Source organism: Geminisphaera colitermitum TAV2, from assembly GCF_000171235.2.
GTDB classification, from domain to species: domain Bacteria; phylum Verrucomicrobiota; class Verrucomicrobiia; order Opitutales; family Opitutaceae; genus Geminisphaera; species Geminisphaera colitermitum.
The window spans coordinates 40,712-58,155 of record NZ_ABEA03000095.1; the positions used below are offsets into that span (position 1 = coordinate 40,712).

At 59.0% G+C, this 17,444-nt stretch carries 13 protein-coding genes; all 13 read right to left on the reverse strand.

Annotated features, from left to right (window positions below; genetic code table 11):
- Position 1 precedes the first annotated feature (1 nt).
- Entirely contained in the window at positions 2-1,501 is a 1,500-nt protein-coding gene (locus OBACDRAFT_RS11065) for an FAD-dependent oxidoreductase (RefSeq protein ID WP_043585551.1), read from the reverse strand.
- Entirely contained in the window at positions 1,498-1,968 is a 471-nt protein-coding gene (locus OBACDRAFT_RS11070; RefSeq protein WP_043585599.1) for a NanQ anomerase/TabA/YiaL family protein, read from the reverse strand. Before OBACDRAFT_RS11070 ends, OBACDRAFT_RS11065 begins: the two co-directional genes overlap by 4 nt.
- A 553-nt stretch (positions 1,969-2,521) precedes the next feature.
- The gene (locus OBACDRAFT_RS11080; RefSeq protein WP_052361733.1) at positions 2,522-3,448 is read right to left on the reverse strand and encodes a dihydrodipicolinate synthase family protein; all 927 of its coding nucleotides are present in this window, start codon (positions 3,446-3,448) and stop codon (positions 2,522-2,524) included.
- 120 nt (positions 3,449-3,568) lie between these two features.
- Entirely contained in the window at positions 3,569-4,363 is a 795-nt protein-coding gene (locus OBACDRAFT_RS11085) for a hypothetical protein (RefSeq protein WP_052361735.1), read from the reverse strand.
- A 271-nt stretch (positions 4,364-4,634) separates the two neighbouring features.
- Positions 4,635-5,420, reverse strand: a complete 786-nt coding sequence (locus OBACDRAFT_RS11090) for an alpha/beta hydrolase (RefSeq protein ID WP_052361737.1) — start codon at positions 5,418-5,420, stop codon at positions 4,635-4,637.
- A 161-nt stretch (positions 5,421-5,581) separates the two neighbouring features.
- Positions 5,582-6,238, reverse strand: a complete 657-nt coding sequence (locus OBACDRAFT_RS11095; protein WP_081721969.1) for a type II secretion system protein — start codon at positions 6,236-6,238, stop codon at positions 5,582-5,584.
- A gap of 43 nt (positions 6,239-6,281) precedes the next feature.
- The gene (locus tag OBACDRAFT_RS11100) at positions 6,282-9,704 is read right to left on the reverse strand and encodes a hypothetical protein (protein WP_043585556.1); all 3,423 of its coding nucleotides are present in this window, start codon (positions 9,702-9,704) and stop codon (positions 6,282-6,284) included.
- Positions 9,705-9,791: 87 nt separating this feature from the next.
- Positions 9,792-10,847, reverse strand: coding sequence for a hypothetical protein (locus OBACDRAFT_RS11105; protein WP_043585557.1), 1,056 nt, complete (start codon positions 10,845-10,847; stop codon positions 9,792-9,794).
- 56 nt (positions 10,848-10,903) lie between these two features.
- The gene (locus tag OBACDRAFT_RS11110; RefSeq protein ID WP_052361739.1) at positions 10,904-11,932 is read right to left on the reverse strand and encodes a glycoside hydrolase family 130 protein; all 1,029 of its coding nucleotides are present in this window, start codon (positions 11,930-11,932) and stop codon (positions 10,904-10,906) included.
- Between the two features lie 124 nt (positions 11,933-12,056).
- Positions 12,057-14,297 carry a beta-galactosidase gene (locus OBACDRAFT_RS11115; RefSeq protein ID WP_043585559.1) on the reverse strand — a complete coding sequence of 747 codons (2,241 nt, stop codon included), beginning with the start codon at positions 14,295-14,297 and terminating at the stop codon, positions 12,057-12,059.
- Positions 14,298-14,453: 156 nt separating this feature from the next.
- Positions 14,454-15,503 carry a LacI family DNA-binding transcriptional regulator gene (locus tag OBACDRAFT_RS11120; protein ID WP_043585560.1) on the reverse strand — a complete coding sequence of 350 codons (1,050 nt, stop codon included), beginning with the start codon at positions 15,501-15,503 and terminating at the stop codon, positions 14,454-14,456.
- A gap of 165 nt (positions 15,504-15,668) precedes the next feature.
- Positions 15,669-16,736, reverse strand: a complete 1,068-nt coding sequence (locus tag OBACDRAFT_RS11125; RefSeq protein ID WP_043585562.1) for a RodZ family helix-turn-helix domain-containing protein — start codon at positions 16,734-16,736, stop codon at positions 15,669-15,671.
- The gene (locus tag OBACDRAFT_RS11130) at positions 16,733-17,371 is read right to left on the reverse strand and encodes a sigma-70 family RNA polymerase sigma factor (RefSeq protein ID WP_043585563.1); all 639 of its coding nucleotides are present in this window, start codon (positions 17,369-17,371) and stop codon (positions 16,733-16,735) included. Before OBACDRAFT_RS11130 ends, OBACDRAFT_RS11125 begins: the two co-directional genes overlap by 4 nt.
- Positions 17,372-17,444: the final 73 nt, after the last annotated feature.

The following is a 17,444-nucleotide window of genomic DNA, read 5'->3' on the forward strand; positions in this document are numbered from 1 at the left end:
CTCAACTGATCCACGCATGCGCCGCGCTTGAGGCTTCGTCCCGATCTCCTGTGGAGGGCGGTTCCTCAAAGGGCAGTTGTCCCACCTCCTCGATCGCAGCGAAGTCAGGTTCGCCGAGGGTGCGGCCAATCTCGGCTCCCTGCTCCATGAGGCGAGTCTGGAGCGCGGCGATGTTGAGCTCGCGCACGTCGGATTTTGTTTGAGTCACAGCCAGCGCGGCGGCTGTGCCGACGGCCTGGCCTTGCGCCATGCAGATGGGGATGACGCGAGTGGAGGCCACGGCTTCGTGCGTGGCGGAGAGGCATTTGCCAGCCATGAGAAGACCGGTCACGTCACGCGCGATCAAGCTGCGCAGCGGGATCGTGTAGGCGCGTACGTTGCGTGAATCAACCCAGGTTCCAGAAGGGCGGTGGATGTCGATGTGATACGCGCCCATCGCCACGGCGTCGTCAAACACGCGGCCTGCAACGAGGTCGTCGCCAGTCAGCATATAGTCGCCAACAATGCGGCGGCTTTCGCGGATGCCAAGCATGGGGGCGATTTCCAACAGGTAGGAATGTTCGAAGCCGGGGACGTATTTTTTGAAAAACCCGGCGAGCTGGGGGATTTGTTGATAGATGCGTGTGTAAGCTTGGGTGACGTTATGCGCGTCAGTCGGATCGAGGCCGAGCACGCGCGTCATGATGACGACAAACTGGTCGGGTTGGTGAACTTTCATGCCAACGACGCGGGTTTGCGGCAGATCGATGTCGCCGGCGGCGCGGGCTTTTTCCATCAGTGGAGCGTAGCCACCGCAAATGATTGTACTCATTTTATCGATACGGCGCATCATTTTCTCACGGATATCTGGAAAGGGGGCCAGCCATTCGCGGTAATTGAGTTCGGGTCGCTTGCAACCGGCGATGAATCCGGCGCGGTTTACTCCGCCGAGTTTGAAGACGAGGGTGGGGGCCTGGACGAGTCCGTCGCCGGTGCGGCCTTTTTCCCAAGCCACGCCGCCGCGCGCGGCCACGTCGCCGTCGCCGCTGCAATCAATGGTGACATCGGCGCGGATGTGCTGGCGTCCGGATTTGTTTTCCACAACCACGCCGGTAATGCGGTCGCCGTTTCGCAGGGTGTCCACGACTTGCGTGTGCAGGAGGAGGTCAACGCCCGCCTCCTGACAGAGTTGCATGGCGAGGATTTTCCAGAGGTGGGACTGGATCGAAACGGCGGAGGCACATTTCGGGTCGAGGGCAAATTCTGAGGCGCCTCCCATCGCTTGGAGACGTCGCACGATTTCGAGGGGCAGTCCTTTGACGACCAAACGGTAATCGCGGTCATGAAAGCCGAGCCAGGACAATACCGCCGAGAGTCCGCCGAGGAATCCGTTGTATTCGACGAGCAGGGTTTTGGCACCGTTGCGCGCGGCGGAGAGCGCGGCGCAGATGCCAGCCGCGCCGGAACCAATGACGACAACTTGTGTGTTGATTGTGGTGACTGTTGTAGTGGCGGAGCTCATACGACGATTTTGATAACGATTTTGCGAACGTTGGCGGAGTGGCCGGGGCGGAGGGTGCAGCCGGGTTTGTGCGCGTCTTCGGGGAAATAGATGGCGAAGTCGCCGGGGCAAAATTCGCTGAGGGCGGGTGTTTCGTGCATGCAGTCAGTGTAGAGGAGGAGGTCGCGTTGCGCGTCGTAAGTCTGTTGTGTTGTCAGGCGGGCGGCGGGCACGCAGGGGATGGCTTCCTCGCCGGCGACGAGATACTGGATGTCGATGTAACGGCGGTGCGTTTCAAAAAATTTATCGGGGGCTTCGGCGGGGCGGGTTTCGTAGCTCTGCACGAGTGCGTAAATGCGGTCGCCGTCGATGTCGTGGCGTCCGTCGGGCGTGGCGTGATCAAAACGACGCAGGTAGTCGAAGGACGCGTCAAATCCAGGATGGAGACCGGCATAGCGCCGGGCGTTGGCAAGGGTGTCGAATATCATGGCGAAGAAAATCACCCACTAGTCTGTCGAGTCCGCCCGCCACCGGAAAATCAGACTGTTGATACATTGGTTTCAAAAACGTAACACCGCGCCGGCGATGCGTTGAACGAACGCTTGATCGTAGCGTGCGGGTTTTTCGACGGGGAGGCGGTTGGATTGATCGCAGGTGAGGCAGACGCGGCAGTTGTCGACTTGAATGGCGCGGTCGCCTTCGCCCGTGCTGCCGGGAAGCAGTGGGCCGCTCGTCAGCGGGAAATGGCGCAGAGGGTATGGATGTGTGTGTGGGGGGGGGGGGGGGGGGAGCTGCCGGGTAGTGCGTGTGTAGAGCGTTTTCAGTTGAATTGTGTCCGTTGTCTTGCGGTAGGGAGGCCTCTCCGAGGCCTCCGTTGTGCGTGGTGAGAGGATGCGAAACTCATAGGTGGATGGAGCGTGATTTCGGAGGCCTCGGAGATGCCTCCCTACCAGGTATCAAATGGCTACAGTTTAAATGAAACTGCTCTAGATACGTCCGGCATGGGGTTCGCGTAGTGGTCGCGGCTTTAGAGTCCGGTGGTCATGGTTGCTCCGGCGTGGCGGGGATTTCGCGCCATTCGGGCCAGACGGCGTCGAGCTCGGCATGCAGTCGTGGAATATCGGATACGGAAACAGTGGGAAGGGGCAGGCGCATGGGGCCGAGATCAAGGCCAAGGGCGAGCGTGGCCGCCTTGAGCGCGGAGAGACCACCATAGCGCCCGAAAATTACGATGGCGTCGATAAGCGTGTCTTGTGCGCCGCGGGCGCGGTCGAGTTGGCCGTCGTCCCAGCTTTCGAGAATGCGGTGGAGAAGCGGGCAGAGGATGTTGTAGGAGCCGCCAATGAAGCCACGCGCACCCATGGCAAGCGCACCGAGTGACATTTCATCCTTGCCGTAGAGGACGGCGTAACGGCCTCCGTCGAAGCGGAGGGCGCGGCTGTAATCCATAAGATCGGCATCGGTGTATTTGATGCCACCGAGCGTCGGGATTTGTTTCTGCGCGGCGGCGAGAAAATCGACGGCCTTGATTTTCAAGCCGGGCGAGGCGGAGTTGTGATAATAATAAAATGGCAGCGAGGGGGCGGCGGCGGCGATGGCGGCGAAGTGAGCGACGAGCGCGTTCATGTCGCGCGCGGCGTAGGGTGAGGGTGTGACGGACGACACGCCACTTGCGCCGATTGATTGCGCATGGCGTGCGAGGTCGATGGCGTCCATCGGACTGCCGGAACCGACATGGACGATCATGGGAACGTCAGCCGGGAGGATGTCGCGCCAAGCCTCGGCGATTTGTTTGCGTTCGGCGACGGTGAGGAGCTGGCCTTCCCCCGTGCCGCCGCAGAGATAAAATCCTTGGGCGCCGCGGCGGCGAAGAATGTCAGCCTGGCGGCTGATGAGCGCAGTGTTGAGCGTGCCATCAGCATGCAGCGGCGTGAGCGGAGCGACCATTCGGATGTCGAGTGAGTTCATTGGAAAAGGCATGTGCTGATGGTTGAGTCGGAGGGAATTTCGGCGATGCGGGCGCACATGAGGTGCGAGGCTTCGGGGCCACCAAAGCTGCGTGTATGATTGTGGAGAAAATTGTATCCGCTATAGAACAGCCACCAGGCTCCGTCGTGACGCACGAGGCTCCGGCCCGGCATGATGATGCAGCAGTCGGGCTCGCCTTCTTTTCCGCGCGGCAACCATGGGGGTAGTGCGGAAAGGACGACGCCAGTGGATGCCATCATCGGAAAAACAGAGCTCCACGTCGATGGTCTGCGCGGCGCAGCGGTAGTGGCCGAGCAAGCCCACCCTGCCGCGGTCCGTGTGCGTGACCGTGAGATAATAGAACTGGAGATCAGCCGGGTCGGAGGCGTCTGGCCGGACCTCGCCGACCGGGCCGTTCCATGTCAGGCCGTCGGCGCTGACAAAACGCCGGATGAAGCGTCGGTAGCCGACAGCGTTGTCATAGGCGACATAGCCGGGGTTGTTTTTGCCGCCGGGCATGGGTTCGACGACAGCGGAATAGGCCTCAAAGGTGCCGTCAGGGAGTTGGTAAATCGTGGTGGCGTCGTTGGTGATTTCGTGAGGAAGCGCGGTGGGTTCGCCGACGGGTCGAGTGGCATGGAGATTGCCGACAACGGTGAGGCCGTGAGGCACATCGTTGGGGGCAACAGCGCGATCGTGCGGATGGTAGAAGCAGGCGCGGTGCGGATTGACCACCGTGTAGCTACAACCGTCCATACTGTCGGCAACAAGGTAGCGAATGACGCCAGGGGATGTCGTCCAGAAATAGATGCGGTGTGTGCCATCCTTGAGTTTTAGATGGCAAGGATGACGGGGATTCCAGCCATCGGGGAGATTTTTGATGAAAAGAGGAGGCGGTGGAGCAGTGATTGGCAATTGGGAAGGAATGCAGGTATCTAAAAAATGGACACTTCGTGATCCATTTTCCGATGTATCGAACCAGATGCGCCAATGTGCAGTATTCCGGCCGCAGGCAGCATCAGTTAGTGGTTCGGCGTCGGCGCTGAAATTGATAATCCTCCCCGGCATGGTTTTTGGGGAAACAATGGGGCCAAGTTTTTCCCAAGCATGTGAGTTTAGTATGGTCATCGGGATGAATTAATTATGACAAATGTCGATAAAATCAGACGATGTATCGATGATGGGACTACTCATGTTGTTTGAGATATCGATCAAACCAGTCCCCGATGGCTTTTGCGGTTTGATCCAGCCAAGGCTGGCTCATCCAGAATGGATGTGGAGCATCCTTCAATGTAACCAACTCGGTTGGGACTCCTGCGTCGCGCAGCTTTTGCTGCATTTCGGGACGCCCAACTTTGTAGCTGTCTTTCTCTCCTTCAATGAACAGCGTGGGTGGACTCATTTTGGAGACATACCTAATCGGCGATGCCTCAGAATACAGTTTCTGATTCTCCCTAAAAGATCCTAAAAAAAGCACATGGCCTAGGCTGTTTTTTTCCCTGTTCAGGGCTACCAAATCCATGTGTGTCGCCATCACAACGCAGGCTTTGATAGTCGGGAGTGTTTCCACTTGTGAGGATGTCATGCCGAGGAGGGCGCTGAGGTGTCCGCCAGCGGAACCGCCAGCGCATCCAAAACGGAGCGAATCGATTTTGTAGTCTGCCGCGCGGGCTTTCATAAATCGAAGCGCCGTTTTGCAATCGTCGAATGCGGCCGGATATTTGGCATCGGTCGAAAGGCGATATGCAACCTGCGCGACAACATATCCTCGTTGAGCCAGACGCTCGGCCAATGGTTTGTCATATTGAACCTGCCTTTTCCTCCAATCGCCGCCGTGGATTAAAAGAACCGCAGGGTAAATGCCCTCCGCTTTGGGGACATAAATGTCCAGAAGCACGGAGAAGTCTTCCGAACGAGAGCACTCCACCCCTTTATGAAGCGTGACGGATTCGGGAAAATGTGATTTGGCCATTTTGAATTTGGGAGGAGCGAGTTGTTCAGCCAGGCTTGTGTATGGAAATAGGTAAATTAATATAAAACTTACTGCAGAATAGGAAGTTGTGAATTTTGAATTCATAATATATTTCCATATCACGAGTTGATTGAGCCGTCGTGCGAATGGATCATTTAGCGCTATTGCCCCCGAAAGTGTATGAGGTCCCATGCTCCGCCGGAGTTTTGTTTCGCAGCGTTATAAACAATGGTTTCCACATGAGCGTCGAAGAATGCATAATTACCAGCTGTCTTTCCTTTATGCAGCCGGGTGACGTTGCTGGCGTAATAGGCTTCAGCGCAACCGGTTTTCCCGATTACGCCTCCATCAAAGGCACGATTCACGAGCAAAATCATTCTGGTCGGATTGGGTGGATTGAAAAATTGCACTTTATTATTGTTGGTTGCCGGATAAGGGGTCGCTGCGCGGGCATTAATGGCGTAACTGCGTTTTGAGCCCTCATACAATCGCACTATATCATCATTGGGGCTCCAGAAAACAGCATCAGGCAGGGCGGTTCCATAGGATGACTTCAAGGTTTCGATCCAACCATCATAATTGCTTGCGTTGGGTTTGGGGAATTTGTTGCGATTTTCATCTCGATACATCAACATATAAAGAGCTATTTGGCGGATATTGCTCCGACACCGGGCGGTTTTTGCGCTCTCTCTCACCTTGATCGTCACCGGTATGATAATGGCGGCGAGGATTCCAATAATAACAATGACCGTGAGCAATTCGATTAGCGTGAATCCGGCGATGCGTCGAGGCATGTATCTGTGTATATTGGCATTCATGGTGTATGTTCGTGGGGGGGAGGCGATGCGGACGGGGATATGGCTACGGGAAGATGATTTCGATGCGGCTCTCGCCTGGCGGCAGCGATAATTGCAGGCGGATTTCTTCTCCGGATGAAGCGGTGGTGATTGTCGTGGCCGTTACGGGTTTGGCGTTGAGCCGGATGATTTCTGGCAGAGTGGTAACGGCGAACGTTAGGAGCGCGGGGACAGAACTGGAAAACTCCAAGTCGGCCTGTTTGGCGACCTTGTCGAACTCGGCCTTTTTCACCGCGGCTCGTCCCCAGGAAATGAGCGAGACGGGGAAGTCGCGTCCGGCGATCAGGGCATAAAGGGCGGCGTTTTCCTGAGCGACAGCAGCACGCGGTTCGAGTCCCCATTCGGACTGTTTGGCGAGTTCGTCTGTCAGTTCGGAGATGGGAGCGCCGAGCAGTCCGCGCATGTAGAGGTGGGCGGTGATGTTGGCGGGGTGATTATTGCGGTTTCCGGGATGGTTTTTGCGCCAGTCCACCATTTTTTTCCCAACAAAATCCTGTTCAAACCATTGCCAGAAATCGCGGCCGAGTCCGCGAAGGTGCAGGTCATAGAGTTCCGGATACTGACCGACCCAGGAGAGGGTCAGCGCGATTTCGCTGGCGGCGTGATCGGGACCACCATGGCGGGCATGGAAGGTGTCGAAGCCGGAGAATTCGCTGAAGCCCACGCCAACGGTGTCCCATTGGTCGCGAGGGCGCAGCGGTTGCGTCCATGCAGGGCCGATCCAGCGCATGGTGGTGGAGAGGCCAAGGCGGGCCGTCAAGAGGCGTCCGAGCGCGGCTTCGTCGGTGTATCCGAGTTCCTGTGACATGGCAGCGAAGGCCACCGCGCCTTCGTAGCCAATGCCGTCCATGTCGATGGCGGAGGAGCCGCTGTGCTCGCGCGCTCCGGTCTGCATGTTGTTCCAGTCGTGCTGGACGAGGTAATATTCAAATGCTCCGCGAAGGGCGGGCCATTTTTGAGCGACAAAATCCCAATCTCCGCTGCATCGGGCGTAGGCCCACATGCCGTAGAGGACGGCGCCGAGACCTGAGTTGAGGTCGCCGAGGGTGTTTGTGTGGGATTCGATCCAGGCAAAGGAGACAGGGTAGGCGGCCTGGCTGAATGGCTCTTTGCGAAGGAACCACGCTGTGGGTTGGAGGCTTTGCTCCAGCCGTTCGCGGTAGCCTTCGAGAAAGGTTTTTTGCTGCGTAGCATCAAGGAGGGGAAATGCGAGGCTGCCGGGTGCTTGCATCCACCAACCGGCAAGCGCGTCGATGCGTACGGAAGTTCGCGGTCTGGAACTGGCCGGGATTTCCGCCGCGACATGGTCGGCAAGTTTGTCGGGACCTGCGGGACGCAAATAAAACCGGGTGCCTTTTTCCGGGACGGGCAGCCGCCATGTGATGATGTTGCCGTCAACCGCGGTGTAGGGGCCGGTCTTGGTTGGCCAGTCAAAGGAGGGCAGAAGTTTTTGGGGGAGTGTCACGGGATAACCGTTGTCGGCGGCAAAGCGAACAAGCGGGGGAATGGGGGCGACGCGCCGGGCGGGTTCGTCCCAATCGTTGCGCCATTCGAGGTGCTGGATGGTTTCCCGGATTTCGATGGTTCCGGGCGCGTCGGATGGCGTGCGAAATTCTTGCGTGGCGGAAAGCGGATAGGCGCGGAGGATGGCGGCGATCTGGCGGGCGCGCTGTGCAAGCGTCACGTCGGTTCCGGTGTGATCGAGTTTTTCGGTTCCACGCAGGTAGTAGCCTGAGGGGAAGGCGACGCCGATTCGTCCGAGCGGGCCGTTTTCCGTGCGCAGTTCGATGGTGGTGTTCTGAATGCGGATCAAGGCCGTTTTTTTCTGCAAGGCGAGCATCAGGGGTATGCCGTCAAGATCGGGCCACACGACGATAATCCAGCCTTCGGAAAGGTCGTCGCCGTTCAGGGGGGATCCAGTATCCAACCATCTGATACCTGTCCGGGTGGGGGCCAGAATGCGAGGGGGGGATGAAGGGGATGAGGTGGAGACGTTTTTTTGTCTGGTTTTGCCGATGGCGGTGGATTCGATGACGAGGCTGCGATCTTGCGAATCGAGCAGGAAACCGGGGGCCAGAATGCTGGCGGTGACGGCCTGCGGGAAACGTGTTTCTTTGAGAAGTTCGGGAGCCTTGGCCGCGAGTTCGTTGCGCATTTCCGCGGAAAAATCGTAGCGGGCTTCGTGCCGGACGGAGACCCAGTCGGCAGAGGTGCGGGTCCAGCTTTGGACTTTGGCGTCGCCGAAATGGAAACGCCAGTCGCCGGTCTGTTTGTTGCCTTGGCCGTCAATCGCAGTGGCGGCGAAACGATCAGGCGCGAGGCTGCCGACAAGGAGGCCGTTGTTTTGCAACCAGCCGAAGCGGCCAAATCCATCGGAGGGGATGCCGGGTCTCCAGCCTTCAGCGTCAGCCGAGAAGTCGCGTTTGGCGATTTGTTCCCACGAGGGGGGGGGGGAGGGAGGCGTCAACGCTGCGCGGGTGGTGTCGTTCGGCGTGTTTTTGAGAAATGACCATGAGAGGAGGGCGGTGCTGGCATCGTTTTTTTCAGGGTCGGCGTTGCCGATCAGGAGCGCGTGGAAGTGTTGCGGGGAGATGGGGGCGATGACGGGTAATTCGTCCGGTGAAAATTCGTTCCAGCGCACACGGATGCGGTTTTCGCCAGGGGCGAGCGCGGGTAGTGGTGCGCGCATGGAGGTTATGCGGCGGAATTGATAAATGGATGCAGTCAGGGCAGTGCCGGAACGTGGCGCAGGGGAGTTTTGTTGGATGACGAGTTCAACGCCGGTGCTGTCAGTGGGGACGCCGCCGACGGATTTGAGGTCGATGTGGATGGGGGCGAGTTGGTAGGCGCAGAGTTTCAGGGTGCCGTGGGTGTTGCCCGTGCTTTCAACGCTTTTAACGGTTACTCGCAACTGGCGGATCGGGCGGGCTTCGCCGAAGTCAATGACGTCGCTGGTTACGATGGGGGCGGGGCGTCTTTTACTTGGTTTGCGGTTGTCGGGTTTGTGGCGGGGGGCGTTGAGCGAGAATTCACCGAGCGAAACGCCGTCGGCGGTGAGGCTGATTTTGGCAGGCACCGCCCAGTTCGTCCAGCCTACGCGTGGAATCGCCACGCCGCGCAGGGTGGTGTTGGCTGGGAAATCAAGGACGAGACTGGTGCCAGCAAGTTGTGAGAACATTGGCGTCTGATCCAGCCGGGCATTGTTGGCGGCTTCGGCAGAGAAACCGGGTTTTTCAGGGGATGTTGATTGAAAAGAAATGGCGGAGGCCGGAAGTGGTTTCAGATAAATGTCCCGTGCCGAGGCAAGCGGCGCAGCCATCGCCATCGTGGGGATGAAATGCGCCAGCAGCAGAGATAGAAGGCCAATGCCTTTCGTGATGCGCAGTGGCTTCGTGAGCGTTTTTAAATGGATGTTTTTTTGTGACATGAAGTTATGGAGGGGGGGCGGGGGGGCGCGACCACGCTCCCGCCTTAATGACTAGGACGGAAACGGGGGCGGATGTGTTGTGATGGCTTAACGGAATCCGAAGCGCCGGAGGCAAACAAAGGCTGTGGCGGCGCAACCAATGAGGAGCGCCATTGTCCGTGGTTCAGGAACCAGCGGTGTGACGTCATTCAATGAGGTGCCGAACCGAATTTCATCTATGGTAAAGGTGCGGCTTGAAGAGTTTGCGTTCATACTTAGTTGCAAGGCACCGGTCAGGCTGTAAGTCCCGCTGGTGACCGCATCATCCGACACCGTGCAGATGACGTTTGTAGTGCCGGAGCCGATAGTCGCGGTTTCCAGCCCGGCAAAACTGGTTGCTTTGAAATAATCGAATTGAGTTTCGGAAAGCACCCACTGGGTGGCCATGCCTGTCGTGTCGGCATCGAGTTGCACGCCAACGTTGGTGAAACGGGCAAGGACGATATAGGTGGCGCCAGCGGGCAGTGATATGGAGGAATTGGTGGCATTGGCGGCGGGGCCGTCGTAGCCAACTGCGAGCGTGTTGTTGGAGGAGCCGCTATTGTCAGCAGCCGAGGCAAAACGTCTCGTCGTCACATCTGTCGGGGAAGCGGCGATGTCCACGATGGCGTAGGGGGTCTTGTCGGTGCTAGGCGAAGTGCTGAACTGTATCAAATAGCTGCCGTAAAGAGTGCCGGAATAGGTTGCGAGTGAGTCGGAGAGGTAGGCCCCCGAATGAGTCCCGGAAGAGGACTTTTGAAATGCGCTCCCGCCGCTGACGGCGAGGTTGCTGAAGGTGAGTCCGGTGGACTGTATGTTGATGCCGGTTGTGGCGTTTGAGTTACTGGATCCCCATGCCGATTCGGCGCGTAGACCGATGGAATGGGTGCTGACGGTCTGGCCGCGCAAGGTGCCGTCAACATAGCCGTTAAATCCTTCATAAATGAGCAGTTCAGCCCTGGCGGTGCCGGTCAGCAGTCCGAATACCAGCATGGCGCTTCCCAGCATTGCGTTCGAACAGGCGGCACGACGGGAGGCAACGTGAGGGGGGATGATGTGATTTGGAGCGGAGACGGAGTCGCAAGCGACCGACGCGATGGAGTGGAGATTATGGTGCGATTTCATGGTGACGATTTTGGTGGTTTGGATGACGGGATGTGATGGAGAGTCAGAGGAAAAAATCAGGCGCGAAGCCGGATCGGATTTTTGGTGAAACAGGCCTCAATGAGGTCTGTGAGTTTTGCTTCGGCGAGGCCGATGCAGGTGTCGGCGGCTCCGTAGTAGATTTTTACGGTGTCGTCGGGTTCAACGATGGCGTTGCAGGTGAAGGTTACGTTGCCGACGCGTCCGGTTAATTCGTAGTCGTGCTCGGGCCAGAGGATGGCGTCTTCGCCGCGGGCAATCACGCGGGCGGGATTTTGCAGGTCGAGGAGGCAGACGCCGAGGCGATAGATGAGGCCGGCTCCGGTGTTGGTGACGCCGTGGTAGATTTCGAGCCAGCCTTTGTCGGTGCGAATGGGGACGCAGCCGGCTCCGACCTTGAGGTTGTCCCAGAGGCCGGGACGGGCGCTCATGACAGGTTCGGCGCGGCCCCAGTAAATGAGGTCAGGCGAGTAACTGATCCAGATGCCGCAGGTGTCGTTGGGGTCGCCGAAGGGACGATCGAGGCGGGCGTAGAGGCCGTTGATTTTTTCGGGGAAGAGCGCGCCGTTGCGATTGCCTTGTTCGCTGACGATACCAACGCGCTCGAATGTCTTGAAATCCCGGGTACGAACAATACCAAGACGGCAGCCGCTGGTTTCGCTGCTGCTCGCATACATCAAAATGTAACTGCCGGGGTTGCCGGGCTCGGGCGTGATGCGCGGATCGTAAACGCAGTCTTCGGCATGAGTGGAGTCGGGGGCGGGCCAGTCGAGGGGTTGGGGATCGACGGTCCACTTGATGCCGTCGCGGCTGCGCGCGAGCCAGAAAACCACCGGTTGGGCGAGCGTGGCGGCGTCAACGATCATGAGATACTCGTCACCAACCTTGATCGCGCCGGGGTTGAAGGCATACATGACGCGTCCGCCAGGGAAGTCCGCGGGGGTAAGGAGGGGGTTGAGGGGGTATTTACGGAAGATGCGACGGGATGGGGGGGGGGCGGGTGAAGCGTGGCCGTTGTGGGAGACATTGGCGGAAGCGGGTGCGGGAAGTGGTGCGGTGGCGATCATCGGAAAATCGGGGAAAAGGTGGCGGCGATAGGGGGTGGGGATGGCGAAAAACGAGAGGCTGTGTGGAACTTGATAGAAACAGTTTCATTCTGTCAACAAAATCTTTGGCGGCTGGATGAGAAAATTACATCGAAGTATCGCAGAGAATGCCGATGCCCCATTCGGTGAACGGAATATCGATTGTTGTGGGGCTGGTTTTGCTTCCGACGTTGAGCGTTAGGGTGCGACCCGATATCAGTTCTTGAATACGTTCGCCTTTGAAGACCCCGTCGCTGACCGCGAGGCGGGCGGATGTCACGTCAGGAGGTGCAAACACACACACGATTCTGCGTGTCCCGGAAGTGCCTGTCTTGATCAACCAGCGTTCCCGCGCAGTCTGGTCGGGCAGGGATGCGGAGGAGGGATCGAGCGGCCAGAGAGGTGGTGTGGAGGCGCCGACGCAGTGCGTGATGAATTGCTCAAGTCTGGAGGTCCGTTCCACGGGATAAGTGTCCCCAAGGAATGTTCCGACATGGATGATGCGCCCCGGCGTAGTGTTGTTGTTGCCGATGGATGCTTCACCAACGAGGACACCGTCCGGGTGTGTCGCCCAGACTCGACCTGTAGCCGGGAATCCGGCCCAGGGTGTGAGCCATTGGCAGGCATAGAGGCGAAGGGGGGAATGCAGAGCGAGTTCGATCATGCCATGCGGCGGCAGTTCGCGGCGTCCGATCTCGCCGCCCGGGAGTAATCCGAGGCGTGCAAAAAAGCGTTCTTCGGGAGCGCGATAAATTCCTTCCGGCGTAAACGCTCCGCATTCTGATTCGCATACGAGTGTGCCGCCGCGGCGCACGAAGGTGGCGAGGGCGTTTTCGAGTTTTTCCCCGGTGACGAGTAGGCGTGGCAGGAAGAGCACTCGCAGGGTGGATTGCGGCGCGGTGAGAGCGTCGAGGTGATCTTCTTCAATGACGGCGTAGGGGATCGAAAGATTAACGAGTGCCTGGCAGTAGCCTTCGAGTGCATTGCGCGGTTTTCTGGCATTGGATTCCAGCGTCCAGTGCAGGTAGTAGCTGGATGGGCTGAACAGAACGCCCACCTCCGGGGTGTCGCAGATGTAGGAGGAGAGAAGTTTGTGGTGGCGGGCGATGATGGCACCTGTGTGTTGCATCGCGGTTATGCGGGCGCTGGCGTGGCCGTCGCGACCGTTGATCCCGAAGCCGGCGGATTCGCGTCCGAACACTTCGTCACGCCAGCACCAGAAAAGGATTTTGTCGGCTCCGCTCGCGAAACCGCGCCAGAGCCAGCGTTGTTGGGCGCTGGCGTCCACGGCGACGCTAAGGTTGAAGTCAAGCGAGCCGCGCCCGCCTTGGACTTCGCTGAGCCAGAATTGTTTTTTCCTGTTTGATTGGGCATCCGTTTTTGTGGGGTCGGGGGCGATCACGGAAGATGCGGCGGAGGCAGCCGAGCGGGCAAATTCCACTCGTGCGGTGAAGGTGGTGTCGTCCATGACGGCGAGCCGCGGGAAACTGGAGCAGCCAATGCCATCGAGGTCGTCGGCGAAAATCCAGTCGTTGCCGCGATCTAGTGCGAAGGTTTCGGGCCCGCCGGATGAGAGGGGCGTGGGGTCGCCTGCATGCACGGTCACGAGGTGCTGTGGATCGAGGGCCTTGATGAGCTCGAAACGGCGGCGTCCGTGACGGTTGGCCTTCCAAGTTACGAAGCGCTGCCATGCGATTGCCTCGGTAAACGGGCTTTCGGTGTAGGGGTGCCAGTGGTTTTTCGGCGGCATGACCTCGCGCCATGAACTGTATCGGCGCTGCCAGGCGTGGTTGAGTCCCGCGAGCCCGTTGTATCGGGAATCCAACCACGCGCGAAATTCGTGCAGGCAGTGCGGACAAAAGCAAACAAAGGCATTGGACTGTTCATGCCAGCGCAGTTCGTTCCATGCGTCCCAGCCTGCAAGATTGGAGGCTCCACGGTAGCGTGTCACAACTTGGCTCAGGAATCCGGCCATGCGATCCCACACGGCGGGGTTTTCCGTGCAGCCGCCGGGTGTTAGTCCGAAGTTGGATTCGGCGCGCAGGGATGACACAACGCGTTGGCCGCGGTCGTCGATCATCTCGCTGCCGGGCACGATCTCGTGAATCCAGTGGGGCTGGAGTTCGGCGATGGTGCTGAGGATTAGCTTGAGGCCGTTGTGGTCCGCCATTTCGACGAGTTGGTCGTAGTCGCGAAATTCGAAAATCCCCGGCGTGCTTTCCGTCCATGCCCATGTGACCCAAAGCTGGAGTGTGTCGAATCCCGTGTCGCGGATGCGTTTCAGGTCGTCGGCCCAGTGTTTCTGAACAGGGAAGGGGGGGCGATAATACTGGACGCCGATGTTCATGGTTTTGTCAGGAGGTGGTGCATGAGTAGGGATTAAACAACGAGAAACTGTTTCATTACGTCAATACATTGTGCGGGTATTCGGATCGCAAGGTGTGAATGTAATCGGGGAGGAGTGCTGGTGAGTTGGCGAGTGAAGGTGCCGCGCCGTCTGGCGTTACGGGGCCGTGGCAGTGGAGCGGCGGACGATGAGGGACAGGGGGAGGGTAACGGTCTGGCAGGCGGCGGCGGGGGTGGCGGTGGCGTGGGGGCGACGCGGAGTGGAGTCTTCGCTGTTGAGCATGGAGAATAGCATTTTTACCGCCTCAATCCCCATCGTGTGTGCGGGGATGCGCATCGTTGTCATGGGGATGTCGAGGAAGGCGGTCTTTTCTGTGTCCTCGAAGGCGATGATCGAGATGTCTTCGGGGATGCGCAGACCCATTTCGCGAGCTTCGAGTTGGAAGCCGATCGCCAGGTCCTCATTGGTTACAATCACGGCGGTGGGGCGTTCGGGGAGCGAGAGCAGGCGGCGGGCGGCGGCACGGCCTTCCTCGATGGTTGTAATGTCTGTCTCGATACATTGGCCGGGGGTTGTGGCACCGGTGTGCGGACCTTTTTCGTTAAGGGCTTCGAGGTAGCCGGCGTAGCGTTGCTGGTGGCCGTGATCGGCATGCTTAAAGGATACCATCGCGATGTGGCGGTGGCGGAGTGAAAGAAGATAGCGGGTGGCGTTGAGGCCGGCGTTACGGTCATCAAGGAGGATTTGCGAGACGCCGTCATCCTGCGTTTTGTTGCCGACGATGGCATGGGGAATTTGCGACAGGCTGAGCTTTTCGGCGAGCGAGTAGCCTTGAAACATGGTGACGATGATGATGCCGGCAACGCTTTCGTTCATGACCATTTGTTTCAGTTCGCGGTTGTTGCGGATTTGCGGGACGAAGGGGCGGAGTTGCAGGCCGAAGCCGGAGGCGAAGGCGGTGTCGGTAATGCCGCTGAGGATACGTGAGGTGTAGCCGCTGTCGAGGGCGCCGCGGTGTTCGGGGACTAGGACGAGGAGACGGTTGCGGTCGATGGCTTTCCAGCGGGGTTGGAATCTATTGGTTTCCATGGTCTTTCGTATGAGGGCCACGGTTTCATCCTTCACACCAGCGCGTCCGTTGATGACGCGGGAGACGGTGGCAGGGGAGACTTTGGCGGTGCGGGCGATGTCGTAGATCGTGGCCATGATGTTTCTGAAACAATTTCAAAGAAGTTTCAGTGCAAGCATGTTTCTCGGCGCATTGTGCTTTGTTGGGGGAGGGGGGGGGGGACGCGATTACCCCTGAGTGCCGAGTGAAGGGTGAGGTGCGAGGCACCTCGTTGGCAACGGTTGGAAGCCGTCGCTCCTTGCTCAGAACCGGAAGGAGACGCGGTCGCCGCCACCGACTAGGCGGCGCACGGCGGAGGGCAGTACGTCGTCGGAATCCACGCGACGGAAAGAGTTGCGCTGCTGGTTTTCCGTGGAACCGGATTCGTCTGTCATGGCATACGATTCGGCTTCCTGTAAGAAGGAGATCAGCCGGGCGAGCCGGGGGTTGCTGCGTATGGCGGAAAGGGCGTTGTCGGGGGCGGATGCCGTTGCGGGGGTGGTGTCTTCGTCGAGCAGCGACGTCAAGAGGGTGAGGGGTGGTTGTTGCGCGTGGTGGCCGGCGAGGGGGAGCAGGGCGACGGGCAGATCTGATTCGTGCTGCATGTGAACGCCCAGCCAGTCGGAGTCGGATGCGGAGGAGTGGCCGCCAGACGAGATGACCAGACCGGCAACGCCAGAGGCGGCGAGGGGGGGCAATGATACGATCGTGCTCGTGCCAGTCAGCGAGGCCACGGCCGCAGTGACTGCCGGAGCATGTGTGGAAGGCGTGGATACGGCCGCGGTGGATGAGTGAGCGGGGTTGGCGTCCTCACTGACTGCCGGGGTTTGCGCCGCGAGGGTGGCGGTGGTGACAACGGCAAGCAGGTTTTGTTGATTGCCGTCTTCGGACGATGCGCCGCCGTTACCGGTGGGCATGGTCGCCGTCGGGTTGGCAAGGGTGGCAACGGTTGCGGTGGACGAGAGGGTGGTGGCGGGGGCGACGCCATCGGGCGCAGTTATCGGGGTGGATTGTGCCGCGATGGTGCTCGTGGTGGCTGCGGGGTCAGAGGAGGGCGAGGTGTTAAACGCCATGCGCTGGACGTTGACGACGCCAACAACAGAGAGGGCGAGCGCAGCCAAGGCTCCGATGGGCAGCGCGGCGGGCGAGGCTTTGCGCCAGACGAGGGAAATCCCCAGCCACCAAGGGCGGGGTTCGATGCAGGCGGCGAGTTGTTTGGTATGCAGTTCCTTTTCAAAGCGCGTCCAAAATTCTTCGGACGGGCGTTCGGCACGTTTGAGTCGCAATAGATCCTCAACAGACACGGTGGGTTTCGGTTGGTCGGGTTTCATGCGCTAAGATAGGGCTGGAGCTCGGCTTGCAGTTGTTGCTTGGCGTAGTGGAGGCGGGAGCGGACGGTGCCCACGGAGCACCCGGTGATTTCGGCTATTTCCTCGTGGCTGAGGCCATCAATCTCAAAAAGTGTAATCACAGTGCGATGATTGATAGACAGTTTTTGCAGCGCCTCGTTCAATTTTTCCTGAAGTTCGGCAAGATAGAGGTTCCGGTCGGCGCCTTTTTTGTCGGTGAGTTGGTTGACGAGTTCGGCGACGGGCGGGTCTTCCTGGAGTTTTTCGAAGCTGAAAAAGGAGCGGAGTTTGTTTTTGCGCAGGTGGGTGAGGGTGGAGTTGACGGCGATGCGGTAGAGCCAGGTGAAGAAGGAGGACTGGCCTTGGAAGCGGTTGATGGATTGGAAGGCTTTGAGGAAGGCGTCCTGAGTGAGGTCGGCGGCGTCTTCGCGGTTGGAGGTAAGGTTGTAAATGACTCCGAGCACGCGTTCGCGGTAGCGGCGGACGAGGGTGTCAAAGGCCTGGACATTACCGGCTTGCACGGCCTGCACCACGATCCAGTCGGCGTTCGCCTCTTGCTGGCGATCGTTCGAGGCCACGAGTGGCTTGTCGAAAGTCTTGATGGTGGCGTCTGACATTTGGGCGGTCTGCGTGGAGGGTAAAAGGTAGCGGATTGTGGCGTTCGCGCAAATGCAAAGAAGCGTGTGTGCG